This is a genomic window from Bacillus sp. MSP13 (assembly GCF_000815295.1).
Lineage (GTDB): Bacteria > Bacillota > Bacilli > Bacillales > Bacillaceae > Bacillus > Bacillus vallismortis.
In genome coordinates this window covers 34834-59813 of sequence record NZ_JXAQ01000006.1, presented here as the reverse complement: position 1 = coordinate 59813, position 24980 = coordinate 34834, and the positions used below count along the sequence as shown (strand labels likewise).

Here is a 24980-nt window from a genome sequence, read left to right as displayed (position 1 = left end):
ATGAAAAAACCAGAGCTCTTAGTGACGCCGACGAGTGCGGCGGACATTTTGCCGCTGATACAGGCGGGGGCAACTGCGTTTTTAGTTGGGGAACAGAAATATGGCTTGAGATTAGCCGGGGAATTTTCTCGTGATGATGTAACAAAAACGGTTGAAATTGCGCATAAAGAAGGGGCAAAAGTATACGTTGCCGTAAATGCCATTTTTCATAACGATAAAGTGGGAGAGCTTGGCGAATATCTGGCTTTCTTAGCGGAAACCGGTGTCGATGCAGCGGTATTCGGCGATCCTGCCGTGCTGATGGCTGCCCGTGAATCTGCGCCCGGCCTGAAGCTTCATTGGAGCACAGAAACGACAGGCACCAACTACTATACATGCAACTACTGGGGACGAAAAGGCGCGGCGCGTTCTGTGCTTGCCAGAGAGTTAAACATGGACAGCATTGTGGAGATCAAAGAAAACGCTGAAGTTGAAATTGAAATCCACGTGCATGGAATGACGTGCATGTTCCAATCAAAGCGTTCTTTAATTGGCAACTATTTCGAATACCAAGGCAAAGTCATGGACATTGAAGGAAAGAAAAAAGAATCAGGCTTGTTCTTGCACGATAAAGAACGTGATAATAAATACCCGATTTTCGAAGATGAAAACGGCACGCACATCATGAGCCCGAACGATGTGTGCATTATTGATGAACTTGAGGAATTGATAGATGCCGGCATTGATTCTTTCAAAATCGACGGTGTCCTGAAATCGCCGGAATACTTAATTGAAGTCACCAACATGTACAGAGAAGCGATTGATCTGTGTGTGGAAAACCGTGACGAATATGAAGCGAAAAAAGAAGACTGGATCGAACGCATTGAAAGCATCCAGCCAGTTAATAGAAAAATTGATACCGGATTCTTCTTTAAAGAAACGGTTTATTAATGAAAAGGAGGTTAAGCTATGACTGCCGTAAATGATAAAATATCCAAAATCGTCAATGGTAAGCGTGTAATTACAAAAAAGCCGGAGCTTCTCGCACCCGCCGGTAATCTTGAAAAACTGAAAATCGCTGTTCATTACGGAGCGGACGCGGTCTTTATTGGAGGGCAGGAATACGGTCTGCGCTCAAATGCCGATAACTTTACAATCGAAGAAATTGCAGAAGGCGTTGAATTCGCGAAACAATATGGCGCGAAGATCTACGTAACGACAAACATTTTTGCCCATAATGAAAACATGGACGGGCTTGAAGAATACTTGAAAGCACTTGGAGACGCCAACGTTGCCGGCATTATTGTGGCAGATCCGCTGATCATCGAAACATGTCGCAGAGTGGCCCCGAATGTTGAGGTGCACTTGAGCACGCAGCAGTCTCTTTCAAACTGGAAGGCTGTCCAGTTCTGGAAGGAAGAAGGTCTGGACCGCGTCGTGCTGGCACGTGAAACAAGCGCTCTTGAAATCAGAGAAATGAAAGAAAAGGTAGATATCGAAATCGAATCCTTTATTCACGGCGCGATGTGTATCGCATATTCCGGCCGCTGCGTGTTGAGCAATCACATGACGGCGCGGGATTCCAACCGCGGAGGCTGCTGCCAGTCGTGCCGATGGGATTATGATTTGTATCAAACTGACGGTGCCAACGCCGTTGCTTTGTATGGTGAAGAAGATGCGCCATTTGCGATGAGCCCGAAAGATTTGAAGCTGATTGAATCCATTCCGAAAATGATTGAAATGGGCATCGACAGCTTAAAGATTGAAGGACGCATGAAATCCATTCACTATGTAGCAACAGTTGTCAGCGTATACCGAAAAATCATCGACGCTTATTGCGCTGATCCGGATCACTTTGTGATTCAAAAAGAATGGCTTGAAGAGCTTGATAAGTGCGCCAACCGGGACACTGCGACAGCTTTCTTTGAAGGAACGCCAGGCTATGAAGAGCAAATGTTCGGTGAGCACGGCAAAAAAACGACGTTTGATTTTGTCGGCTTAGTGCTGAATTATGATGAAGACACACAAATGGTTACGCTCCAACAGCGCAATTTCTTCAAAAAAGGCGACGAAGTGGAATTTTTCGGTCCGGAAATCGACAACTTTACACATACGATTGAAACCATTTGGGACGAAGACGGTAACGAGCTAGATGCTGCCCGCCATCCCCTGCAAATTGTCAAATTCAAACTAGACAAAAAGATTTATCCGAGCAACATGATGAGAAAGGGGAAGTAACAACCCATGGGTAAGAATCCAGTAGTCATTGGAATCGCAGGAGGTTCCGGTTCAGGAAAAACGAGTGTCACACGGTCCATTTATGAACAATTTAAAGGACACTCGATTTTAATGATCCAGCAAGACCTTTATTATAAAGACCAAAGCCATCTTCCATTTGAAGAAAGGCTGAACACAAACTATGATCATCCGCTTGCGTTTGATAATGACTATTTAATCGAGCATATTCAGGATCTATTGAATTACCGCGCGATTGAAAAGCCGATTTACGACTATAAGCTTCACACACGTTCAGAAGAAACGGTTCACGTAGAGCCAAAGGATGTTATTATCCTTGAAGGCATTCTTGTTCTTGAAGACAAAAGGCTCCGTGACCTGATGGATATCAAGCTTTACGTGGATACAGACGCCGACTTGCGTATCATCAGACGGATTATGAGAGATATTAATGAGCGCGGCCGCTCTATTGATTCTGTCATTGAACAGTATGTGTCAGTTGTCCGCCCGATGCATAACCAATTCGTTGAACCGACGAAACGATACGCTGATATTATTATCCCGGAAGGCGGACAGAATCACGTCGCAATTGATCTGATGGTCACGAAAATACAGACCATCCTTGAACAAAACGCGATTTTGTAATACCATAGCATAGACATAAATAACTCTGACCATATTATGTATAGGCAGGAAGGGGATGTGTAAATTCCCTTCTTTCCCTGTTTATAAACGCGAAATATTTGCAGATCGACAAGATTCAGTTTAAGATAAACAGTACCTATATGGGAGAGAAGAACGAGGACTGCCCTGTGTTCTCATTCTTGTATTTTTTAGTTTATGCTCTCATACATAATCGAAGATGTTGAGGGACAACCAGAAGGAGTGAAGGGACATGGCACAAGAGAAAGTTTTTCCTATGACTGAAGAAGGAAAACAAAAACTTGAACAAGAATTGGAATATTTGAAAACGGTTAAACGAAAAGAAGTAGTAGAGCGCATCAAAATTGCGAGAAGTTTCGGAGACCTTTCCGAGAACTCTGAATACGATTCAGCGAAAGAAGAGCAGGCATTCGTAGAGGGCCGTGTAACGACTCTTGAAAATATGATCCGCAACGCGAAAATCATTGAAGATGACGGCGGCTCTAACGTTGTCGGTTTGGGGAAAACCGTCACTTTCGTCGAATTGCCTGATGGTGAAGAAGAATCATATACCATCGTTGGAAGCGCTGAGGCTGATCCGTTTGAAGGGAAAATCTCAAACGATTCACCGATCGCAAAAAGCCTGCTGGGCAAAAAAGTAGATGATGAAGTCACAGTGCAAACACCGGGCGGAGAAATGCTCGTGAAAATTGTGAAAATTTCATAATATCCGTTTAGCAGAGAAACACCTCGTCCACAATGTGGGTGAGGTGTTTTTTTATGAAAATATCGAAACGAATGAAGCTGGCAGTCATCGCTTTTTTGATCGTATTTTTTCTGCTGCTGCTGCGGCTGGCGGAAATCCAGCTGTTCTTCACTGAATCCTTTTCTAACAGGAAAATCAATTTGATCAAAGAAAGTGTGAAACAGCGAACGGAGGAAGTGCTCATTTCTGACGGAAGAGGTTCCTTTTTAGATCGAAACGGACAGGCGCTGACCGGCAAAAGCGAGCCTGCGGTTGTTTTGTTCCCTTTTCTGCTGACGCAGGATTGGCCGGTCAAAAAAGTTGCGGATATCCTCGGCATGTCTGAAGATGAATTGCACCAGACGCTCACAAAGGCAAAAAAACCGGTCATATTGCGTCAAAGGAAAATTAAAACACTTTCGAAACAATCCATTACAAAAATCAATTCTTTGAAATATCCCGGCATTTACGGCGTATATATGGAGAATGAAGACAAGCCCAGCCTTGCTTCACATACGATAGGAAGCACAAATCAAGACCCGGCGCTTCTGCGGAGGAAATATCCCGAGCAGGATAACCTTCCGATTACAACGAAAATCGGAACAACCGGGTTAGAACGGACATTTGATGAGTTTTTGCTTCCAGAACAAGATACAAAACTTTTATATCATGTGGACGGAAGAGGAAACCCTTTGTTCGGCATGGACGTCAAATATACTGCTGAAGCCAATACGTTTTATCCGCTCCAGATCAAAACAACGATCGATCAAAGCTTTCAAAAAGCGATGGAGGGGATATTGAATGAACAGGGGCTGAAAAAAGGGGGAGCTGTGCTTTTGGACATCGAAAATAGCAGTGTTGTGGGAATTGTAAGCAAACCGGACGCCGATGTCTCCCGGCAAAACACGCTTCAGAATTATATGCTGACGCCAATCTATCCCGGGTCTGTTTTTAAAACAGTCATTGCCGCGGCTGCGATTGAAAATGATACGGTGAAGCCGAGCCAATCCTTTAATTGCAATGTAAACCTGTACGGGGAACCGGGCGAAGACAAAGGAACCTTGTCTTTTGATGAAAGTTTTGCCCAGAGCTGCAATTACACATTTACGAGCCTCGCAGAACAATTAATAAGTAAAGACAATTCAGTTATTGAAGATATGGCCGAAAAGCTGACTCTCACAGATCGGGCAGGCTGGGAAGGAAAACTGTATCACGAAACACATTTCCGCCAGTTGTATAACGAAAAAAACGGCGTGATTTGGGGGGATGAAAAAGACAAATCAGTCAAAAAAGCCATTGCACAAACAGCGATCGGGCAGAAAAATGTAAAAGTAACGCCGCTTCAGGTAGCGAATATGATGGCGACAATCGCCCGCGGAGGCGAAAAGCGGCAGGTGAAAATCGCTGAACAAATTGAATATAAAAATGGCACAACACTTGTCAAATTCAAAGACCAGAATCTAAAAGGAGAAACGATAGACAAATATACGGCACAGCAGCTTCAAAAAATGCTGCGGCGGGTGGTGGAATCTCCTTCAGGAACGGGCAGAAGGTTTCAGGATCTTCCGTATACTGTAGCAGGGAAGTCAGGCACAGCCCAGACAGGCAAGCTGTCAAAAGAGAAAAAACCGCTCTATGAAAAATGGTTTGCCGGATATTTTCCCGCGGATAAGCCGAAATACGCTCTTGTCGTTTTACACATGGATACGCCCGAGGATAAGGCTCTGACAAATTCCTTGTTTTATGATATTGTTAAAAAAGTACACGAAATTGAAATCAATCAGAAATAGAACAACTTCTCAGCACATGGTAAAATGTATGCTGAGCCAAGAGGGATAAAGGAGTGCAGAAGTATTGAGCAATAATCAATCTCGTTATGAAAACCGTGATAAGCGCAGGAAAACGAATTTAGTGCTTAACATTTTAATCGCAATTGTATCCATACTAATCGTCGTGGTAGCAGCTAATCTCTTCATTAACAGTCCTTCTAGCAAAGATGTCAGCAAGGATTCTGAAACGGCGCAAAAACAGGAATCTCCGGCTTCAGGAAAGACGGAAAAGAAATCGGATGAAGATATAAAAGACAGCAAGAAAGATACATCTGACAGCGAAAAGGATGCTGAGAAGTCCTCAGATTCAGATTCGGATGCCAAAAAAGATGATTCTTCTAAAGATGATGACTCTGATTCAGACTCGGATTCAGATGATCCGCTTAAAGACGCAAAAGTAACAGAAGGCGGCTCATCAAGCGATGTGGAAAAAACGTATGAAAATCCTGACTGGAAAGCAGTTGGAACTGAGCAAACGGGCGAGCATGCCGCGACTTATGATTCAAGCTCACAAGACTGGGCTGAGATGCTGAAAGCCATATCATACGCGACTGGTGTCTCAACAGATAACATGACGGTGCTCTGGCTCGGAAATAACGGCAGCCCTCAGGATGCCAAAGGCAAGATTTTAGACAAGACGACTGGAGATAAATATCAAGTTACGATTACATGGGTTAATGACAAAGGCTGGAAGCCGACAAAAGTAGAAAAACTAAAATAACAAAGCAGCCGGTTTAGAGCCGGCTGCTTTTGTTTTAGGCTTCAGCTGCGAAATGAACTACCGCGCTGTACAAAATCCTTCCGTCTGCCACAGCGGTTTGGTGTGAAACAGATTTTACCCGTAGCATGATGGCTTTATTGTTTTCGATTTGCGTATTGATTTTCTTTTCAAGCTCCTGCAATGAAGCCGCCTCGAAAAATTCCACTTTGTCTTTTATCAAATCTAATTGAAAATTCATCTCTCGACCCTCCAGCTTTCACAAGTCATATGAAGTATAAGCTTTTTTGCGGGTAACGCGCAATATAGATGGCATAAAATACACAAAGTGTTTTAGTACCTGCTTTCCAGAAGATGTGGTATGATTGGAACTGTTCCATCATTAATTCATAGTATACTTATAGGAATAATTAAATATGGAGTGTGAGAAATATGGGACGTGAATTTATCCCTCTCTTTGAAGATTGGGCAGCAACTTATGATCAAACAGTACAAGGTTTTGATATACAGTATAAAGAAGCGTTCAGAGGCTACGATGATATTCTTCATGCCATCGTCAGCAAATCTGGAATGCATGTGTTAGAATTTGGCCCAGGGACGGGGAATTTGACATTCAAGCTGCTGGATGCGGGCAAATCTGTATTTGGAATTGAACCCTCTGCCGCAATGCGCAAATTGGCTTCTGACAAGCTTTCAGGGAGGGCGGAAATCGTTGATGGAGACTTCCTGGCATTTCCCGAGCCGCCATTTCAGGCTGACACAATCGTCAGTTCATATGCGTTTCATCATTTGACTGACGAAGAAAAGCGGGCTGCCATAAAGCAATATGGCAAATACCTTCAGTTGCATGATAGAATAGTGTTTGCCGATACCGTCTTTGAAGATGTGCAAGCATATGAACAGGCTATTGATAAAGCCCGTTCTCAAGGCTTCTATCAGCTGGCAAATGATTTAGAGACGGAGCATTATCCCACATTGGATGCGTTGAAAGAGATGTTTACAGCTGAAGGTTTTGCAGTCCAATTCACTCAGCAAAACGACTTCGTGTGGATAATGGAGGCCATCAAACGGTAAAGTGAAGGGAATGTGAATAGATGAAACTAGCAGTCATCGGAGCAATGGAAGAGGAAGTTACCATCCTAAGAAGCAAACTTGAACATACAAAAACAGAAACAATCGCACACTGTGAATTTACAACAGGCGAATATAAAGGAACTGAAGTGATTCTTTTAAAATCAGGAATTGGAAAAGTAAATGCTGCCATCAGCACAACGCTTTTGCTTGACCGTTACAAGCCTGATTATGTGATTAACACAGGCTCAGCGGGTGGATTTCATCATACACTGAATGTAGGAGATGTCGTTATTTCTACTGACGTTCGCCACCATGATGTAGATGTAACAGCCTTTGACTATGAATACGGCCAGGTGCCGGGTCTTCCGGCTGCTTATGCGGCAGATGAAAAGCTGATCAGCATCACGGAAGAAGCGATTTCTGAATTCGACGGCGTTCAAGTTGCAAAAGGAACGATCGCAACAGGCGATTCTTTCATGAACGATCCGAAGCGGGTTGAAGAAGTGCGTAAGAGATTTTCTGATCTGTACGCGGTTGAAATGGAGGCTGCGGCAGTGGCTCAAGTATGCCATCAATTTAAAACGCCGTTTGTTGTGATCAGAGCGTTATCAGATATCGCAGGAAAAGAATCACATGTATCATTTGACCAATTTTTAGAGCAGGCGGCTGTCAATTCAACAGAGCTTGTGTTAAAGGTGATTAAGCGAATTCATTAAAAACAGGGGAGCGTTCTCCTCTGTTTTTTCTAAAAACAACCTCTATCAAGGAGGAGGACATATATGGCTGTTATAACGGACATCACCGAGCTGATTGGAAACACACCGCTTCTCCGCCTGAAGAACTTTGATGTTTCTGAAGGAGTCACAGTGTATGCCAAGCTTGAAATGATGAATCCCGGCGGAAGCATCAAAGACAGACTGGGAGATATGCTGATCCGTGACGCGCTGGAGTCAGGCAGGGTGAAACCCGGCGGAGTCATTATAGAAGCTACGGCAGGCAATACAGGGATCGGCCTTGCACTGAGTGCCAGAAAATATGGATTACAAGCGATTTTCTGTGTTCCTGAACATTTCAGCACAGAGAAACAGCAAATTATGCAAGCGCTTGGCGCATCGATCATTCATACTCCGCGTCAAGACGGAATGCAGGGAGCCATTCAAAAAGCCATTCAGCTGGAGACAGAAATTAAAAATTCTTATTGTGTTTTGCAATTTAAAAACCAAGTAAATCCATCGACTTACTATAAGACGCTTGGGCCTGAAATATGGGAAGCGCTTGACGGCAAGATTCATACGTTTGTCGCGGGGGCAGGATCAGGGGGCACATTCGCAGGAACTGCTTCCTTCTTAAAGGAAAGAAATCCGGCAGTGAAAACAGTGATTGTCGAACCGGAGGGCTCCATTTTAAACGGAGGAGAGCCCCATGCTCATAAAACAGAAGGCATCGGCATGGAGTTTATCCCCGGCTATATGAATGAAAGCCATTTTGATGAGATCTACACCGTCACAGATGGGGATGCGTTTAGACTTGTGAAAGAAGCGGCAGAAAAAGAAGGCCTGCTGATCGGAAGCTCTTCAGGTGCAGCGCTATATGCAGCATTGGAGGAGGCGAAAAAAGCGTCCGCAGGAACAAACATCGTCACCGTATTTCCTGACAGCAGCGACCGGTATATCAGCAAACAAATATACGAAGGAGGCATCTGATATGAAGAAAAAAACATTGATGATTCACGGCGGAATCACAGGTGATGAAAAAACAGGCGCTGTGTCCGTACCTATTTATCAAGTGAGTACGTACAAGCAGCCGAAAGCAGGGCAGCATACCGGCTACGAATATTCAAGAACGGCCAATCCGACAAGAGCCGCTCTCGAAGCGCTAGTGACAGAGCTGGAAGGCGGGGAAGCAGGCTATGCGTTCAGTTCGGGAATGGCTGCCATTACGGCGGTTATGATGCTGTTTAACAGCGGAGATCATGTTATTCTGACTGATGATGTGTACGGCGGAACATATCGCGTGATGACAAAGGTGCTCAATCGCCTTGGCATTGAATCAACATTTGTCGATACAAGCAGCAGAGAAGAAGTTGAAAAAGCCATTCGTCCTAACACAAAAGCCATTTATATTGAGACACCGACAAACCCGCTGCTCAAAATCACCGACTTGGCGCTCATGGCTGATCTGGCAAAAAAATCCGGTGTGTTGCTTATCGTAGACAATACCTTTAACACTCCTTATTTTCAGCAGCCGCTTACTTTAGGCGCTGATATCGTGCTTCACAGTGCGACAAAATATCTTGGCGGACACAGTGACGTTGTCGGCGGGTTAGTTGTGACATCTTCTAAAGAGCTTGGAGAAGAGCTGCATTTTGTGCAAAACTCCACAGGCGGCGTTCTTGGTCCTCAAGATTCCTGGCTGTTAATGAGGGGAATCAAAACATTGGGTCTCAGAATGGAAGCGATCGATCAAAATGCGCGGAAGATCGCACGTTTTCTTGAGAATCATCCTGGTGTCCAAACGTTATATTATCCCGGCTCTTCAAACCATCCCGGACACGAGCTTGCAAAAGCTCAAGGGTCTGGATTCGGCGGCATGATCTCCTTTGATATCGGCAGTGAAGAGCGTGTTGATGCATTTTTGGGAAATCTAACACTGTTTACTATTGCTGAAAGCCTGGGCGCGGTGGAAAGCTTAATTTCTGTTCCGGCAAGAATGACTCATGCTTCTATTCCGAGAGAACGCCGGCTTGAACTCGGCATTACAGATGGCTTGATCAGAATTTCTGTAGGGATTGAAGATGCAGAAGATTTGCTGGAAGATATCGAGCAAGCACTTAAAAATTTATAACAAATGGATACAATTACTTTCTCTGTAAGCCGCCAGATTATATTATAATAGTCGTATACTATGAATCTGGCAGGTGATTCTTTTGAATAAAAATAGAATGAAATCTTTAACAGAAGATTACAAGCATTTTGCTTTTACATTGCTTGCAGTCAGCACTTTTATATATATAGGCGCAGTCCTTCCCGATCAGGGTTTAACGTTAGGTCAAAAATCGATGATGTTTTTAGCGGATTGCGTATTTTTAGCCGGTGCCTTCTTTTGTGTGGACCGTTCATTGATTTATAAGAAGCGTTTGGAAGAAGCCGACGAATAAAAAAAGCAGCCTTCATTTAGAAATGGGCAGTATCCAATTAAGGGCGAACGTATCGCCTCGGTGTATGAAAGAAAACACCAGGCTAAGAGAATAAAAGGTATAGAAACGAGTTAGGGAGTAACCATGGGGTTGCTCTTCTTTTTTTCTTTAAAAGAATTGCGGTGCGTTCGATTGATTTAGATCAAATGGTTCCATCTTCATTAGGTCATGCAGCAGTTGAGTTAGGTAATTTCATAACTCGGCTCCTTATCATGTTTTTTGTTGAAAATGCAACAAAGATACGATATATTTAATGCAATGGCATTTTTGTTGCATTTGCAATAAAACATGTTTTGGGGAGACTATTCTTTGTGAAATCGTAATGATTGCAAGGGCATTAGGCTTCTACAAGCAATTTAAAGGATCTGGTAGGAATAGGCGAAAACCCAGAAATTCAAGAAAAGTTCGCTGAAATGATACAAGTAGATCGAACAACAGCAACTCGTGCAATTATGTTAAAAAGAAAACAAAGCTAACAAACTGGATGTCCATCTATAAAAAGAGAACATGATGAATCATCAAATGAAATCGCATGAACAGGATTTTCTGAAAGTGAAGAAAAAAGAGAAACAAGAAACATTATGAATCTAAAGGGGTGACTGAGTAACATGGCGATAAAAGTAAAAAAGTGCACACTTGAACATTTATGTGAACTTCAACAAATTGGTTATGAAACATTTAATGAGACATTTAAGTATCAGAATTCACCTGAAAATATGGAAGCTTATTTAAAAAAGGCTTTTCACCTAGAACAAATTGAAAAAGAAGTAGCTAATACGTCTTCACACTTCTTTTTGGTTTATGTTGATAACGAAGTTGCAGGCTATTTGAAGGTCAATACCGACGATGCGCAGTCTGAGGAGATGGGGGATGAATCTCTAGAGATCGAAAGGATTTATATAAAAAACAACTTTCAAAAACTTGGGCTTGGCACATATCTGTTACATCATGCAATAGATATGGCCATGGAACATCATAAAAAGAAAATCTGGCTGGGTGTATGGGAGAAAAACGAACATGCTCTTGCGTTTTATAAGAAAATGGGATTTGTTCAAACAGGGGCCCACGCTTTTTATATGGGTGATGAGGAACAAGTAGACTTTATAATGGTTAAAACCCTAGTATAACTACTATGGAGAGGAGAGGCAGATATGTATATTCCGCGATATTTTAAGGTCACAAATGTTGATGAAATATGGGAATTTGTTCGAGAACATGCTTTTGGCACGATCGTCACAACAAAACAAGGGAAACCCATAGCCACTCATTTGCCATTGCAATTAACGAAGGAAGGAGACACTTACTATATAACGGGGCATATCGCTTATGGAAACCCTCAATGGAGGGCATTAGAAACGTGTGAAGCTGTACTGGTGATGTTCCAAGGGCCGCACGCTTATATCTCCTCTTCTTGGTATAAGCAAGAAAACGTGCCGACATGGAACTATCAAGCTGTACATGTTTATGGTACAGCCAGTATTTTAAACGAAGAAGAGTTAAAGCAAGACCTGACAATGTTGCTGCAAAAATACGAAAAACATCGTGAGAATCCAGTTTTTTGGGATACGCTTTCACCTCAATTAATAGAAAAAGAACTTAAAGGGATTGTTGGATTTAAGATGAAAGTGCAGGAAGTTCAAGCTGCCGATAAATTAAGTCAAAATCGTAAAGATGAGGACTATCAAAACATCGTGAGTAAACTCTATGAAGAAAAGGATATGGATTCTCAGCAAATGGCACAAGTAATGGAGAGAAAGTTCAAAAAGGACAGGTAAGTGTTAGGTTTCATTTTAAAGATAAAAAATACCAAAGTGTAAAGAGTTCTTCAGTGAAATTTTGGCACATGGACGTGAATTGACATCATTGCTTCGGATAGAATAGCCATAAAAAATCCTTCAAACGGTCAGTATGAAACGTTTGAAGGATTTTTTCATCGGGAAAATGAAAAGCAAAAAACATCTAAGAAACCAACGACGATGGCTATTTTATTTTTCTTGCAGTTCTTTTCCCATACCTTTTAAAAACTGAAGGCCAAAACCGACGGCTCTGTTGATATCAGGATCGTTCATTGCTTTGAGAAGGTCGAGAATCCCGACCTTCTTGTCTTCTTTTAAAAAGCTTTGCGCTTGTTCGGTTCCAGCCATTACGCTTTCTAAAAGCTTTCCTGTAAACTCAGGATCAGCTTTTGTCAATGCGCCTCCGGCGGCCATCATTGTGTTGATGAGATTGGTGACAGGCTCACGCGAAACTTGGCCAAGCGCAATCTTGGCGATGTCTTCTTTCGCTCTTAACATGCTTGTTGCCGCGTCAAAAATGCCAAGTTCATTAAGTTCATTCATTAACGTCATCGTTTTAGAGACGGCGTCATCGTTTTCCGCCAGCAGCTCTTTTAGCTCTTCTATTTTTTCAAGCTTGATTTGCTCTGCAGTTTTTGTTCTTTTTTGATCGTCGTAATTGGAGCGGCCATTCGTTTTCCTCCTCTCGTTTAATCAGTCAGATGGACATAACCCGGACGATTCCATTTTCTTTCTGCTTCAACCCCGTTTTGCGGGTGCCGTTTTTTGTTGCGCGGATTTGTTTTCGGAAGCGGCGCTGTTTCGCAGCCCCCTAGCACCTCCATGCGGACCTTCGTCTGTTTATAAGCAGGCGTGTTCGTCCGTTTATCAGCTGCAGGCCCTGTCAGGAAGTTAATCGCTGACTCCTTGTCTGTTGAGTTCATCGGCAGATAAAGTTCATTTTTCCGTACCCGGTCTGTGATCAGCGCGTTTAATTTGACTGCTCCGAACGGAGAAACGAGCCGGACAAGCGAACCGTCACAAACACCTCGCTCTTGTGCGAGCTCAGGCGAGATTTCAACAAATACATTCGGCACTTTTGCCTGAATGCCTTTTGATTTATTTGTCATGTTTCCTTCGTGGAAATGCTCCAGCATCCGCCCGTTATTGATATGAAGATCATATTCTTCTGGAAATGCCGCCGGCTCAGTCCAATCAGAAAGGGCAAAGCGGGCTTTTTTGTCAGGGAATTGAAATCCGTCTTCATACAGAAGCGGTGTGCTCTCACCTGAGAAGCTGCCCCATAGGAAGCTGTTCCAGCCTTCAAGCACCTCATAGCTTGCTTTGCTAAACAGAGGGGAAAGACTCGCCATTTCTGAGAAAATGTCACTAGGATGGCTGTAATTCCAGTTCGCTCCTAAGCGATTTGCCACCTCTTGAATAATCCACCAATCCGGTTTCGCATCACCTAGTGTCGGAAGCGCCTGATATAATCGCTGCACGCGGCGTTCTGTATTGGTAAATGTGCCGTCTTTCTCAAGTGAAGGAGTAGCCGGCAAGACGACATCGGCATATTGAGCTGTTCTTGACAGGAAGATGTCCTGAACCACGAAGAAATCAAGGCTTGATAAAATTTCATGCACGTGGTTCGCGTTTGAATCGACAAGCGCCATATCCTCGCCGACAAGATACATCGCCTTCATTTTTCCTTCTTCAATGGAATGAAGCATTTGAATATTATCTAAACCCGGCTTGCCGTCAATTTCGACACCATAAGCCTCTTCAAATTTAGCGCGGGCATTGTCATCTGTAATATGCTGATATCCAGGCAGCCAGCCAGGAAGTGTTCCCATATCGCAAGCGCCTTGAACGTTATTATGTCCGCGCAGAGGATAAGCGCCGGCACCCGGACGGCGATAGTTGCCCGTAGCGAGTAGCAGGTTTGATATTGCTGCTGACGTATCAGAACCGCCTGTATTTTGTGTGACACCCATTCCCCAAAGGACACAAGTGCCGTCAGCGTCACGAATCATTTCGGCAATTCGAATGATGTTTTCTTTTGAAAGGCCTGTGATGCGTTCTGCATATTCAAGTGTATAGGTGTGAAGCGTTTCTTTATAATCTTCAAAGTAATTTACGTTCTCATCAATAAATGCTTGATCGTGCCAGCCTTGGTCGATCATATATTTTGTAACAGCCATCAGCCAAACTTGGTCTGTGCCTTGTTTTGGGCTGATGAACAGGTCAGACCGCTCAGCCATTTCATTTTTACGCAGGTCGGCAACAATCAGTTTTTGGCCATGGAGCTTGTGCGCCCGTTTGACACGTGTTGCAAGCACAGGGTGTCCTTCCGCCGGATTGGCGCCGACAATGATGACGAGACCCGCTTTGGCAATATCTTTAATCGTGCCGGCGTCACCGCCCATCCCGACAGTGCGGAACAATCCGTCTGTAGCAGGAGACTGGCAGTAGCGTGAGCAGTTATCGACGTCGTTTGTTTCAAATACCTGACGCGCTAACTTTTGAATGGCATAGTTTTCTTCATTCGTAATCTTAGAAGAAGAAATAAATCCGACAGAACCTTTGCCGTACTGCTCCTTAATTGAACCTAATCTGCTTGCGACAAGATCGAGGGCTTCTTCCCAAGAAGATTCAACAAAAGCCCCGTTTTTACGGATTAAAGGCTTTGTGATCCGCTCTTCAGAATTGACGAAGTCCCAGCCGAATTTTCCTTTGACACATGTAGAAATCGCGTTAACCGGAGCGTCAGAAACAGGCTGGATCTTTAAAATATCCCGTCCTTTTGTCCATACTTCAAAAGAACATCCGACACCGCAGAACGTACATACTGTTTTTGTTTTTTTCGTTCTCGTTTCACGCATAGATGCTTCGACTTCAGAAATGGCAAAAATGCTGCCGTAATCGGGTTCAACGTTTTTTACGAGATCAATCATCGGTTCCATGACATCCTCTTTGATTCCTGTCATAAAGCCAGCCTGCCCGAGCATTGATTTTTCCATCAGCGCATTACATGGGCATACGGTGACACACTGGCCGCAGCTGACACAAGAAGATTCATTGATTGAAACTCCCTCATCCCATATGACACGAGGACGTTCACGTTCCCAATCGATTGAGAGTGTTTCATTTACCTGAAGGTTTTGGCATACTTCAACACACTGGCCGCAGGCGATACATTGGTTTGGATCATAGCGGTAAAACGGATGAGACATATCAACAGCGCAAGACGGATCTTCTTTTGGCGTGTATGGGTATTTTTGATGCTCGATCCCCATCATTTCCGCTGTGTTGTGCAGTGTACAGTTCCCATTGTTGTTATCACAAACTGTACAATACAGCAAATGATTTTCAAGAAGGCGATCCATCGCTTCGGTTTGCGCTTCTTTCACCCGATTTCCCGAAAGATCAATTGACATTCCGTTTTCTGCGATAGTAGAGCATGAACGAACCAGCTTGCCGTTGGCCTCTACAATGCAAGTATCACAAGTTTGAATCGGGTCAACCTCTGGAACGTGGCAAATCTGCGGGTACTCAATCTTGTTTTCATTTAAAATATCTAAAATTGTGGCCCCTGCTCGTGCTTGAATTTCTGTTCCGTCTACACGGACACTGATCGACTTAACGTCCATCATATTCATATTCCCCTCCATCTTTCTTTCAAGAAGTCAAAAAAAGCCATGTATAGATACACCTGCCCTTAATGCTAAGAAGGTGTAAACACACATGGCGGAATAGTTCACTAGCAAGTCTTACTAACAGACCAATCCTTGATTTTTATAAACCGATAGACTCATAACAAGATCCTATTACAAATCCATCAACACTGCTTTTATTATAAAGTGATATTTATTATAATACAATATAGCAGGAAAATTTTAACCAAGTGAAATGTCCTGAGGGGAACCGGGAAAAGCCTTACGAGGCAATATCGGAAGGGGTAATCAGCGTGTCTAAAAAAATTCATGAGTTCAATGATATCATTCGAAAACTTCGCAAAGAATTGTTCGGCAAAGGGCCTGAACGGATTCATACTGTATTTGTGGAAAACATGGCGGTCTCAACACTGTACGGAAATTTGAGTGCAAGCGAGCAGTTTATCGCCCGCACGCCCGAAGGCAGAGAAATGGTGCATGCGGCCCGGACAAGCCTGATTCAAGATCTGTATTCCAAACAAACGCCGGAAGGAATGGAGGAGCTGATCGGGGCTAAGCTAGTCCATTTGTTTTCTGATATAAAAATTGAGGAAAATATCGCTGTATCTGTGTTTGTCTTTGATCAAAAAATAGATGATCAAAAAGAAGCGGTGCAAAGCTAGCACATTTGTCGTTGACACAATTTTGTCACATTTGATATGATGTGGCTACAGTTATAGAAGGCAAAAACAATGGAATGTATGCACGAACTGTATATATTCTCTTTCAATATCTCAATTCTGCTTGATATTGTTGTATGGGTATGCATACAAGTTAGGCAGCATTCGAACGCCTGGTTGACAGGTTATTTGAGTGCTGCCTTTTTTTATTGCCTTTCTGCCATAACTGAGAAAAGAAGAAATAATGGAGGGTTTTAGTATGGGTTTTCGGAAACCGGACGAAATAGCGGATGCAGCAATTGAAGCAGGGGCGAAAAAAGTAAAGCTCCCGCTGCCGTCTCTGCTTGTATTGGGGTTTTTAGGCGGCGCATTTATCGCGCTCGGGTACTTGCTTGATATCAGGGTAATCGGTGATTTGCCGAAAGAATGGGGAAGCCTGTCCAGCCTTATCGGAGCTGCGGTATTTCCTGTCGGCCTGATCCTTGTGGTGCTCGCTGGCGCTGAATTGATCACAGGGAATATGATGTCTGTTGCGATGGCTTTATTTTCGAGAAAAATATCACTAAAAGAATTGGCGGTAAACTGGGGAATCGTCACGATTATGAACTTGATCGGCGCCTTGTTTGTTGCTTACTTTTTCGGGCATTTGGTTGGGCTGACTGAAACAGGCCCTTATTTAGAAAAAACAATCGCTATTGCGCAAGGAAAGCTCGATATGAGCTTCGGAAAGGTTCTCATATCCGGCATCGGCTGTAACTGGCTTGTATGTCTCGCAGTGTGGCTTTCTTTCGGGGCACAAGATGGAGCAGGAAAAATCCTTGGCATTTGGTTCCCGATTATGGCTTTTGTGGCAATCGGATTTCAGCACGTTGTCGCCAATATGTTTGTGATTCCAGCAGCCATTTTTGCAGGCTCGTTCACGTGGGGGCAGTTTATCGGAAACATCATTCCGGCTTTTATCGGCAATGTCATCGGCGGAGCCGTGTTTGTCGGCCTCATTTATTTTATTGGATATCACAAGAAAGACCGCTCCAGAAAAGAAATGAAGCAGGTATCATAAACAAGGGCAAATCCACTTGATGAATCGCACAATTTCCGTCCATTTTTAGAAAAAGATGTTTACAAAATGGAATTTGGTGGATATACTTACAAAGGAAGAAAAAAGCAAAGGAGGCTGAACAAAATGACAATGAGACAGCGACGTCAACCTGTACGTGATACACAAGGAAAAGTTCATGGTTCATTCAGCCTGTGGAAGAGTTCGTGTCCTTCCTTAACCGATGCTTATCGCACGCATTAAATTCGGAATAGACGGACATACGCAACTCCCCGCAGGCAGTAGAGGCATTGGTGTCTTCTTTTGTCTGCGGTTTTTACTTGCCCGCGGCAGAAGGAATGATGCCGCGGGTTATTTCGCTTGAAGCGGATTTGAAAGGGGGTGAGCGATATGACGATTAACCTATTCTTTTTAACGTTAACGATTAACAAACGGTTTAAAAGCCCGGAAGAATTCGAACGAGAACAGCAGATTGAGCAGATTTACGGTGAAATGAAAGAGTCTCAGTTAAAGCATCTTTATTTAACAAACTGGCGCTAAAAGCAATGAAAAAACTGAAGGGGGAGATGACAAATGCTTAGAATGGAATTATTGATGCATTATACAATGGAGAAGGACCAAGTTTAGCGAAACAGCTGTCAAGAAAATGCCGGCCTGCATATGATAAATCAACGTTACGGTAAGGCAGGTGATGGCATGATGGGCGATTATCAAAAAAGGCTGCCGTCGATAGGCCATGGTTATGCGTCCATGCCGCATTCCTTCAAACATGGTTATGGAAATCCATTCCGCCAGCAGAGGCTGATGGCCATGCAGCAGCAAAGGTTGTATGTATTCCCTTATTATTGGCGCTAGAAAGAGGGCAGAAAACATGTTGTTTTCTGCTTTTTTTGCGGGGAAAAATGAAAAAGTTCAGTTCAGTTGAAACATTTTTAAACACATTGCCGTCTAGTTGATACCTTCATTCCCATTTGGAAATGAAGGGGATGTTTATTTTTAAAATATAATAAATAAACATAGGAAACCAAAAGCAGGTGTTTAAAATGCTAGAAAATAGACTCTATAAACGAACGAATCTTTTCACATTATTTTCTCGGAAATATAAGCAGGCCAAAACAATTGAGCATATGATGATTGACTTTATAGACATACAAGAAAATGACAGAATTTTAGAAATAGGAACCGGAAATGGCACTCTCTTTAAGAACATATCCGAGAAACTAGAAAAGGGAAGCCTAAAAAGCATTGACGCTTCTAAGCGAAAGGTAAGGAACATATCACGCGCGAATCGAAAGAACATGGGGACAGGGGAAATTATTCATGGCTATCCTGAGAACATTCCCTTTGATGACCGTACCTTTAATAAAGTGTTTTCGTTACATACGGTTCAGAGCTGCACTGATATGAGGCTTGCATTAAGGGAAATTTACCGTGTGCTTCAGATTGACGGCCGATTGTTCATCAATATTGATACAACTACCGGTGAAAAAGAGAAAAAGTATATTCAATTGCTGAAAGACCAGCATTTTAGGGATCTTTCTGTCATTAGGCGTAATTCCTGCCTTTGCATTGTGGCTGTTAAATAAAATCATTTCTCGGGAAATATATCCAGATCATTCATTTTGGGATTTGGGTATATTTTCTTAATTTTTTATTTTTTGCATATACTTTATATTAAAAAAAGTTTTTTTCTTATAAACTGATAACATAAGAAAGAGTAAAGAGGTGATATCAGCCAGATCGGACATTATGATGAACATGCGGAATGAATATTCATTCCGCCAAAACGGGGGTTGTAAGGTTACATGTTATCCGCATCCAGCAGTAAGTACGACATGATTATGAAAGCATCGGTTTCATTATTTACGGAAAGAGGATTTAACGCTACCACTATCCCTATGATAGCTGAACGGGCTCATGTGGGGACAGGAACGATCTACCGCTATTTTGACAGTAAAGAAACGCTCGTTAACGTATTGTTTCAAGAAAGCATCCAGCGCTTTATGGAAAAGCTGAAGCAAGATTTTTCGGAATTGCCTGTCAGAGAAGGCTTTCACCACGTATTTTGCTGTCTCGTTCAATTTACGAAAGAGAGTGATTATGCGCTGTTTTTTCTTGATACGAAGAAAGACGCTCACTACTTAAATGCGACAAGCAGAACCATGATAGAACATCTGACTCAAATGCTTGATGACTATTTTAATAAGGGAAAAGCGGAAGGTGTCATTCGCAGCCTGCCCTCAAACGTGTTAATTGCGATTGTGTTAGGGGCGTTTCTCAAGATATATCAGCTTGTCCAAACGGGTGATATAAAAATGGACACTGATTTAATGATTGAGTTGGAACAATCCTGCTGGGACGCCATTAAGCTTCATTCATGTTCTTCATAAAAAAGGAAAGGAAGATGTTGATGAAACAGGCAAGCGCAATACCTCAGCCCAAAACATACGGACCTTTAAAAAATCTTCCGCATCTGGAAAAAGAGCAGCTATCTCAGTCTTTATGGCGATTAGCTGATGAATTAGGGCCGATTTTCCGATTTGAATTCCCTGGTGTTTCCAGTGTTTTTGTATCCGGTCACAGTCTTGTGGCTGAAGTGTGTGATGAAAGCCGCTTTGACAAAAACCTTGGCAAAGGCTTGCTAAAGGTGCGAGAGTTTGGCGGAGACGGTTTATTTACAAGCTGGACGCATGAGCCGAACTGGCAAAAAGCCCACCGCATTTTGCTGCCGAGTTTCAGTCAAAAAGCGATGAAAGGCTATCATTCTATGATGCTGGATATCGCAACCCAACTGATTCAAAAATGGAGCCGGCTTAATCCCAATGAAGAAATAGATGTAGCGGATGACATGACCCGTCTGACGCTTGATACGATCGGATTATGCGGGTTTAACTATCGTTTCAACAGCTTTTACCGTGATTCTCAGCATCCGTTTATCACCAGTATGCTCCGTGCCTTAAAAGAGGCGATGAACCAATCGAAAAGACTGGGTTTGCAAGATAAGATGATGGTGAAAACGAAGCTGCAGTTCCAAAAGGATATAGAAGTCATGAACGCACTTGTCGATCGAATGATAGCGGAGCGAAAAGAGAACCCGGATGAAAACATTAAGGATCTTTTATCACTTATGCTTTATGCCAAAGATCCAGTAACAGGTGAAACGCTGGATGATGAAAACATTAGATACCAGATCATCACATTTTTGATTGCAGGCCATGAAACAACAAGCGGTTTGCTATCCTTTGCGATCTACTGTCTGCTCACACATCCGGAAAAACTGAAAAAAGCCCAAGAGGAAGCGGATCGCGTGTTAACGGATGACACGCCGGAATATAGACAAATCCAGCAACTGACATACATTCGGATGGTTTTAAATGAAACGCTAAGACTGTATCCGACAGCTCCGGCCTTTTCACTCTACGCGAAGGACGATACTGTACTAGGCGGAGAATATCCAATCAGCAAAGGGCAGCCCGTCACTGTTTTGATTCCGAAATTGCACAGGGATCAAAACGCTTGGGGCGAGGATGCGGAAGAGTTTCGTCCGGAACGCTTTGAAGACTCTTCACGTATTCCTCACCATGCGTATAAGCCGTTTGGAAACGGACAGCGCGCTTGTATCGGCATGCAGTTTGCTCTCCAAGAAGCGACGATGGTTCTTGGTCTTGTATTGAAGCATTTTGAATTGATAAACCATGCTGGATACGAGCTGAGGATCAAAGAGGCATTAACGATTAAGCCGGATGAATTTAAAATCACGGTGAAACCGAGGAAACGAGCAGCAATCCATGTACAGAGAAAAGAACAGGCTGACATCAAAACAGAAACGAAGCCAAAAGAAGCAAAACCTAAACACGGCACACCTTTGCTTGTTCTTTACGGTTCAAATCTGGGGACAGCGGAAGGAATAGCCGGTGAACTGGCTGCTTACGGCCGCCAGATGGGCTTTACAGCTGCAACCGCTCCGCTTGACGATTATATTGGCAAGCTGCCAGAACAAGGCGCAGTCGTCATCGTTACGGCTTCTTATAATGGGACGCCGCCAGATAATGCAGCCGGCTTTGTAGAGTGGCTGGAGGAGCTTGAGGAAGGGCGGTTGAAAGGTGTTTCCTATGCGGTATTCGGCTGCGGAAACCGGAGCTGGGCCAGCACGTATCAGCGGATTCCCCGACTGATAGATGACATGATGAAAGCAAAGGGGGCAACGCGTTTAACAGCGATCGGGGAAGGCGATGCCGCTGATGATTTTGAAAGCCATCGCGAGTCTTGGGAAAACCGCTTCTGGAAGGAAACGATGGACGCATTTGATATCAACGAAATATCTCAGAAAGAAGACGGGCCTTCATTATCGATTACTTTTCTCAGTGAAGCGACAGACACGCCGCTTGCCAAAGCATATGGCGCGTTTGAAGGGATTGTCTTAGAGAACCGGGACCTCCAGACAGCAGAAAGCCCGCGTTCGACCCGCCATATTGAATTGCAAATTCCTGATGCCAAAACCTATCAAGAAGGCGATCATATCGGAATATTGCCTAAAAACAGCCGGGAGCTTGTTCAGCGGGTTCTCAGCCGATTCGGTTTGGAAGCCAATCATGTCATAAAAATGAGCGGAAGCCCCCATATGGCTCATCTTCCGATGGAACGGCCGATCAAAGTGGCGGATGTATTGGCATCCTATGTGGAGCTGCAAGACCCTGCTTCAAGGCATCAGATTAGGGAACTTGCTTCTTATACAGTCTGTCCGCCGCATAAAAAAGAGCTGGAACAGCTCATTTCAGATGATGGCATTTACAAAGAGCAGGTGTTGGCAAAACGACTCACCATGCTGGATCTTTTAGAGGATTATCCTGCCTGTGACATGCCGTTTGAACGGTTTTTAGAACTTTTGCCATCATTAAAACCAAGATATTATTCCGTCTCAAGCTCACCGAAAGCCCATTCCAATATTGTAAGCGTGACAGTAGGTGTTGTTAAGGCCTCAGCATGGAGCGGGCGAGGCGAATACAAAGGCGTCGCCTCTAATTATTTAGCAGAGCTGAATACAGGTGATGCAGCAGCCTGTTTCATCCGTACGCCGCAATCCGGATTTCAGATGCCGGACGACCCTGAAACACCTATGATTATGGTTGGACCGGGTACAGGAATTGCGCCATTCAGGGGCTTTATTCAGGCAAGATCTGTCTTGAAGAAGGAAGGAAACACGCTTGGTGAAGCTCTTTTATACTTCGGCTGCCGGCGCCCTGATCATGACGATCTATACAGAGAAGAGCTGGATCAAGCGGAACAGGATGGTATTGTCACCATCCGCCGATGCTACTCACGCGTCGAAAACGAACCAAAAGGATATGTCCAGCATCTGCTCAAACAAGATACGCAGAAATTGATAGCACTCATTGAAAAAGGGGCGCACATATACGTATGCGGTGATGGATCGCAAATGGCTCCTGATGTAGAAAATACGCTGCGTCTGGTGTATGAAGCTGAAAAAGGAGCGAGCCGGGAAGAATCAGCTGAATGGCTGCAGAAACTGCAAAACCAAAAACGATATGTGAAAGACGTTTGGACAGGAATGTAAAAAAAATCCCGCCAATCAGATTGGCGGGATTGCTTTGCATGTGAGAAAACCGGCACGATAATGAAATCTACTGAAAAGGATGTTATAGGGAGTATCGCGCCGGCCTTATTGTTCATATCGTCAAACCAGGACAAAAGTTTAGGTTTTTGGCTTGTTTTTAAAATTAAATAGTCTAAAAGTCTTGTTTTTTGATTTTTTCATTCGTTTTATGGCATTTTGTTCTCGCTTATGCCTCAAGATGAGCCATCTGTTGAAGATCGATGTTTAAATTGGCTTTCCACATGTTTATGGTAATGAACGTCATGAATCAGCCGAATCGTCGGCCTGATTAACAACAGCAAGCTCCCAATTACAAACAGCCATGTCCCTGCTGACTTGAACTGCTCATAAAAAAAGAAAAAGCTCCCGACAAGAAACAGGGCACCAATGATAAAGTCATTTACTGTATAAAGGATCTTATATCGTTTTTTGAAAAATTGTTCGTATCGTTTCAGTTCTTGTTTGATATCATTTTCTTCTTCAGGTGCCATCATTCTCCCTCCATTCAATCATTCATTACCCTAATAGAAATTCTAGATAAACATACAGTGAAAAAGGAAAAGAAGATATTTAAGTCTCCAGCCAATTCCTTCATATTTTAACAGCTGGCCCAAAAGGATGCTGGTTTTATACAATGAATTCTGTGAGGTGTTCAACATGACTCTGCTTGAACATATAAAAGAAGAATTTTGCACAAAGAAAAGACTGACAAAAGCGGGTTTTATAAAAGGAGGCAGGCTTTAAATGATCTTGCAGCCGTGTCCAGACTGACCAACTGATAAAGAAAATAATGCGTGAAAAAAAGCTTGCCCAAAATCGACAAGCTTTATGTTGCTCTATTCCAGATAATGTTTTTTGAAATCGGAATGGATAGAAAATTTGCGGCGCAGCTGGATGAGGTTTTCCCCAAAGCTTTCTTCTAAAAGCCCTCTATGCTTTTTCAGGATTTCCATGAGGTACAGATCATGAATGATCACCTCAGTAATGGGCATAACCAAACCTACATGCATCGTCCATGCAGCACGGCTGTCGTTGCCAAGGGAGACGATGCCTGCTACTACTTCTGAATCATCTCCGCTATAGACAAGCCACCTTCCGTCATACTCTTCTGTGATTTCACTGCTCATATCATGAAGGTAAACAGAAGCAAAATCAGATGTGATGTCTCCGTACGCAATAATGGTGACAATGACGCCTTGATTTGCCGCCTGTCTTAGCTCTGATTCTATCTCTTCAAAATCCTCTTTCCATATTTCTAATAGAATCCTTTTTTTAGCGGATAAGATACAAGCTTTCACCTTTTCAAGAATTTCATTGCGTCCGGTGATATTCCAGATATTTTCCCGGTCGTTTGCGGTCTGCTCGAATTTTTCAAAGTATTTCTCAGCTTGATCAAAATGCTCTTCCGCTTTGAGCCGGCGGTTTTTAATCAGTTCCTTGGCGGGCACAGGCACATACTGAGGCGTATTGCCATGGCTTACAAAAACATCTCCTCTTAAGACAAGGCTTTCTAAGACTTCATAAATTTTAGAACGGGGCACTCCGGAATTTTTGGCGACGGCATAGCCTGTTAAAGGCGATTCTTGCAATAAAGCAAGATATGCTTTTGATTCATACTCTGTAAAATTAAGGTTTTTTAAAATGTCTAACATATTTTCCTTCATAGATCCTCCAATATAAAAGCAGTCGCTGCCTTTGTCATCGCTATTTTAACAAACGATATTGATTTATTCCAAACGCATTGATACAATTTTATGAGTAGTTACTTTCGTAGTCACTATAT

Annotated in this window: 24 protein-coding genes and 2 pseudogenes; 21 read left to right on the top strand and 5 right to left on the bottom strand. The window is 43.2% G+C overall.

Annotation, left to right across the window (positions count from 1 at the left end):
- The 6 genes from SC79_RS07970 to SC79_RS07945 all read left to right on the top strand — a co-directional run bounded on the left by SC79_RS07970 (position 1) and on the right by SC79_RS07945 (position 6151).
- Positions 1 to 930 carry a peptidase U32 family protein gene (locus SC79_RS07970; protein WP_010330987.1) on the top strand — a complete coding sequence of 310 codons (930 nt, stop codon included), beginning with the start codon at positions 1 to 3 and terminating at the stop codon, positions 928 to 930.
- A gap of 18 nt (positions 931 to 948) precedes the next feature.
- Positions 949 to 2217, top strand: coding sequence for a peptidase U32 family protein (locus tag SC79_RS07965; RefSeq protein WP_039074603.1), 1269 nt, complete (start codon positions 949 to 951; stop codon positions 2215 to 2217).
- Between the two features lie 6 nt (positions 2218 to 2223).
- Entirely contained in the window at positions 2224 to 2859 is a 636-nt protein-coding gene (udk, locus tag SC79_RS07960; protein WP_039074602.1) for a uridine kinase, read from the top strand.
- Positions 2860 to 3109: 250 nt separating this feature from the next.
- On the top strand, positions 3110 to 3583 hold the full coding sequence (greA, locus tag SC79_RS07955) for a transcription elongation factor GreA (protein ID WP_010327863.1): 474 nt from the start codon (positions 3110 to 3112) through the stop codon (positions 3581 to 3583).
- A gap of 53 nt (positions 3584 to 3636) precedes the next feature.
- Positions 3637 to 5391 (top strand): peptidoglycan D,D-transpeptidase FtsI family protein, encoded by a 1755-nt coding sequence (locus SC79_RS07950; RefSeq protein WP_039074601.1) that lies wholly within the window; start codon positions 3637 to 3639, stop codon positions 5389 to 5391.
- 64 nt (positions 5392 to 5455) lie between these two features.
- Positions 5456 to 6151 (top strand): YrrS family protein, encoded by a 696-nt coding sequence (locus SC79_RS07945; protein WP_039074600.1) that lies wholly within the window; start codon positions 5456 to 5458, stop codon positions 6149 to 6151.
- Positions 6152 to 6185: 34 nt separating this feature from the next.
- Here SC79_RS07945 and SC79_RS07940 read toward each other — a convergent pair whose 3' ends face one another.
- Positions 6186 to 6389, bottom strand: coding sequence for a YrzA family protein (locus tag SC79_RS07940; protein WP_003225924.1), 204 nt, complete (start codon positions 6387 to 6389; stop codon positions 6186 to 6188).
- 191 nt (positions 6390 to 6580) lie between these two features.
- On the opposite strand from SC79_RS07940, the gene SC79_RS07935 reads away from it, so the two are divergent.
- The 8 genes and pseudogenes from SC79_RS07935 to SC79_RS07905 all read left to right on the top strand — a co-directional run bounded on the left by SC79_RS07935 (position 6581) and on the right by SC79_RS07905 (position 12193).
- Positions 6581 to 7222, top strand: a complete 642-nt coding sequence (locus SC79_RS07935) for a class I SAM-dependent methyltransferase (protein ID WP_039074599.1) — start codon at positions 6581 to 6583, stop codon at positions 7220 to 7222.
- A gap of 20 nt (positions 7223 to 7242) precedes the next feature.
- Positions 7243 to 7938 (top strand): 5'-methylthioadenosine/S-adenosylhomocysteine nucleosidase, encoded by a 696-nt coding sequence (mtnN, locus tag SC79_RS07930; RefSeq protein WP_039074598.1) that lies wholly within the window; start codon positions 7243 to 7245, stop codon positions 7936 to 7938.
- Between the two features lie 63 nt (positions 7939 to 8001).
- Complete coding sequence (locus tag SC79_RS07925) at positions 8002 to 8925, top strand: O-acetylserine dependent cystathionine beta-synthase (RefSeq protein ID WP_039074597.1); 924 nt, start codon at positions 8002 to 8004, stop codon at positions 8923 to 8925.
- A gap of 1 nt (position 8926) precedes the next feature.
- On the top strand, positions 8927 to 10066 hold the full coding sequence (locus SC79_RS07920; protein ID WP_039074596.1) for a bifunctional cystathionine gamma-lyase/homocysteine desulfhydrase: 1140 nt from the start codon (positions 8927 to 8929) through the stop codon (positions 10064 to 10066).
- An 82-nt stretch (positions 10067 to 10148) separates the two neighbouring features.
- Positions 10149 to 10379, top strand: a complete 231-nt coding sequence (locus SC79_RS07915; RefSeq protein WP_010327855.1) for a YrhC family protein — start codon at positions 10149 to 10151, stop codon at positions 10377 to 10379.
- A gap of 361 nt (positions 10380 to 10740) precedes the next feature.
- Positions 10741 to 10870: pseudogene (locus tag SC79_RS20490) on the top strand (MarR family transcriptional regulator); the annotation flags it as partial.
- A 156-nt stretch (positions 10871 to 11026) separates the two neighbouring features.
- The gene (locus SC79_RS07910) at positions 11027 to 11545 is read left to right on the top strand and encodes a GNAT family N-acetyltransferase (protein WP_039074595.1); all 519 of its coding nucleotides are present in this window, start codon (positions 11027 to 11029) and stop codon (positions 11543 to 11545) included.
- Positions 11546 to 11569: 24 nt separating this feature from the next.
- Positions 11570 to 12193 (top strand): FMN-binding negative transcriptional regulator, encoded by a 624-nt coding sequence (locus SC79_RS07905; RefSeq protein WP_039074594.1) that lies wholly within the window; start codon positions 11570 to 11572, stop codon positions 12191 to 12193.
- Between the two features lie 210 nt (positions 12194 to 12403).
- Here SC79_RS07905 and SC79_RS07900 read toward each other — a convergent pair.
- Both SC79_RS07900 and fdhF read right to left on the bottom strand, forming a co-directional pair.
- A pseudogene (locus SC79_RS07900) lies at positions 12404 to 12885 on the bottom strand (DUF1641 domain-containing protein).
- A gap of 18 nt (positions 12886 to 12903) precedes the next feature.
- Complete coding sequence (gene fdhF, locus SC79_RS07895; protein ID WP_082022612.1) at positions 12904 to 15846, bottom strand: formate dehydrogenase subunit alpha; 2943 nt, start codon at positions 15844 to 15846, stop codon at positions 12904 to 12906.
- 314 nt (positions 15847 to 16160) lie between these two features.
- Between fdhF and SC79_RS07890 the strand changes: the two genes are divergently transcribed.
- From SC79_RS07890 to cypB, 7 genes are all read left to right on the top strand, one after another.
- The gene (locus tag SC79_RS07890) at positions 16161 to 16529 is read left to right on the top strand and encodes a DUF2294 domain-containing protein (RefSeq protein ID WP_010327850.1); all 369 of its coding nucleotides are present in this window, start codon (positions 16161 to 16163) and stop codon (positions 16527 to 16529) included.
- 256 nt (positions 16530 to 16785) lie between these two features.
- Complete coding sequence (locus SC79_RS07880; protein WP_039074592.1) at positions 16786 to 17586, top strand: formate/nitrite transporter family protein; 801 nt, start codon at positions 16786 to 16788, stop codon at positions 17584 to 17586.
- A 387-nt stretch (positions 17587 to 17973) separates the two neighbouring features.
- Positions 17974 to 18123 carry a YrzI family small protein gene (locus tag SC79_RS19955; RefSeq protein ID WP_010327846.1) on the top strand — a complete coding sequence of 50 codons (150 nt, stop codon included), beginning with the start codon at positions 17974 to 17976 and terminating at the stop codon, positions 18121 to 18123.
- Between the two features lie 156 nt (positions 18124 to 18279).
- Entirely contained in the window at positions 18280 to 18438 is a 159-nt protein-coding gene (locus tag SC79_RS20935) for a hypothetical protein (RefSeq protein WP_156122663.1), read from the top strand.
- A gap of 188 nt (positions 18439 to 18626) precedes the next feature.
- Positions 18627 to 19169, top strand: a complete 543-nt coding sequence (locus SC79_RS07875) for a class I SAM-dependent methyltransferase (RefSeq protein ID WP_039074591.1) — start codon at positions 18627 to 18629, stop codon at positions 19167 to 19169.
- Between the two features lie 219 nt (positions 19170 to 19388).
- Positions 19389 to 19973 (top strand): TetR/AcrR family transcriptional regulator, encoded by a 585-nt coding sequence (locus SC79_RS07870; protein ID WP_039074590.1) that lies wholly within the window; start codon positions 19389 to 19391, stop codon positions 19971 to 19973.
- 20 nt (positions 19974 to 19993) lie between these two features.
- Positions 19994 to 23158 (top strand): bifunctional cytochrome P450/NADPH--P450 reductase CypB, encoded by a 3165-nt coding sequence (gene cypB, locus SC79_RS07865; RefSeq protein WP_039074589.1) that lies wholly within the window; start codon positions 19994 to 19996, stop codon positions 23156 to 23158.
- A gap of 233 nt (positions 23159 to 23391) precedes the next feature.
- Here cypB and SC79_RS07860 read toward each other — a convergent pair whose 3' ends face one another.
- Both SC79_RS07860 and SC79_RS07855 read right to left on the bottom strand, forming a co-directional pair.
- The gene (locus SC79_RS07860; protein WP_039074588.1) at positions 23392 to 23688 is read right to left on the bottom strand and encodes a YrhK family protein; all 297 of its coding nucleotides are present in this window, start codon (positions 23686 to 23688) and stop codon (positions 23392 to 23394) included.
- Between the two features lie 345 nt (positions 23689 to 24033).
- Positions 24034 to 24861 (bottom strand): TrmB family transcriptional regulator, encoded by an 828-nt coding sequence (locus SC79_RS07855; protein ID WP_039074587.1) that lies wholly within the window; start codon positions 24859 to 24861, stop codon positions 24034 to 24036.
- Between the last annotated feature and the right edge of the window lie 119 nt (positions 24862 to 24980).

Bases quoted from the DNA above. Each gene is read 5' to 3' on its own strand.
- SC79_RS07910 (WP_039074595.1), top strand. From the start codon at position 11,027: ATGGCGATAAAAGTAAAAAAGTGCACACTTGAACATTTATGTGAACTT.
- SC79_RS20935 (WP_156122663.1), top strand. From the start codon at position 18,280: ATGATGGGCGATTATCAAAAAAGGCTGCCGTCGATAGGCCATGGTTAT.
- fdhF (WP_082022612.1), bottom strand. From the start codon at position 15,846: ATGATGGACGTTAAGTCGATCAGTGTCCGTGTAGACGGAACAGAAATT.
- SC79_RS07875 (WP_039074591.1), top strand. From the start codon at position 18,627: ATGCTAGAAAATAGACTCTATAAACGAACGAATCTTTTCACATTATTT.
- SC79_RS07920 (WP_039074596.1), top strand. From the start codon at position 8,927: ATGAAGAAAAAAACATTGATGATTCACGGCGGAATCACAGGTGATGAA.
- cypB (WP_039074589.1), top strand. From the start codon at position 19,994: ATGAAACAGGCAAGCGCAATACCTCAGCCCAAAACATACGGACCTTTA.
- SC79_RS07860 (WP_039074588.1), bottom strand. From the start codon at position 23,688: ATGGCACCTGAAGAAGAAAATGATATCAAACAAGAACTGAAACGATAC.
- SC79_RS07965 (WP_039074603.1), top strand. From the start codon at position 949: ATGACTGCCGTAAATGATAAAATATCCAAAATCGTCAATGGTAAGCGT.
- SC79_RS07880 (WP_039074592.1), top strand. From the start codon at position 16,786: ATGGGTTTTCGGAAACCGGACGAAATAGCGGATGCAGCAATTGAAGCA.
- SC79_RS07855 (WP_039074587.1), bottom strand. From the start codon at position 24,861: ATGAAGGAAAATATGTTAGACATTTTAAAAAACCTTAATTTTACAGAG.
- mtnN (WP_039074598.1), top strand. From the start codon at position 7,243: ATGAAACTAGCAGTCATCGGAGCAATGGAAGAGGAAGTTACCATCCTA.
- SC79_RS07970 (WP_010330987.1), top strand. From the start codon at position 1: ATGAAAAAACCAGAGCTCTTAGTGACGCCGACGAGTGCGGCGGACATT.
- greA (WP_010327863.1), top strand. From the start codon at position 3,110: ATGGCACAAGAGAAAGTTTTTCCTATGACTGAAGAAGGAAAACAAAAA.
- SC79_RS07925 (WP_039074597.1), top strand. From the start codon at position 8,002: ATGGCTGTTATAACGGACATCACCGAGCTGATTGGAAACACACCGCTT.
- SC79_RS07950 (WP_039074601.1), top strand. From the start codon at position 3,637: ATGAAAATATCGAAACGAATGAAGCTGGCAGTCATCGCTTTTTTGATC.
- SC79_RS07935 (WP_039074599.1), top strand. From the start codon at position 6,581: ATGGGACGTGAATTTATCCCTCTCTTTGAAGATTGGGCAGCAACTTAT.
- SC79_RS07870 (WP_039074590.1), top strand. From the start codon at position 19,389: ATGTTATCCGCATCCAGCAGTAAGTACGACATGATTATGAAAGCATCG.
- udk (WP_039074602.1), top strand. From the start codon at position 2,224: ATGGGTAAGAATCCAGTAGTCATTGGAATCGCAGGAGGTTCCGGTTCA.
- SC79_RS19955 (WP_010327846.1), top strand. From the start codon at position 17,974: ATGACGATTAACCTATTCTTTTTAACGTTAACGATTAACAAACGGTTT.
- SC79_RS07905 (WP_039074594.1), top strand. From the start codon at position 11,570: ATGTATATTCCGCGATATTTTAAGGTCACAAATGTTGATGAAATATGG.
- SC79_RS07940 (WP_003225924.1), bottom strand. From the start codon at position 6,389: ATGAATTTTCAATTAGATTTGATAAAAGACAAAGTGGAATTTTTCGAG.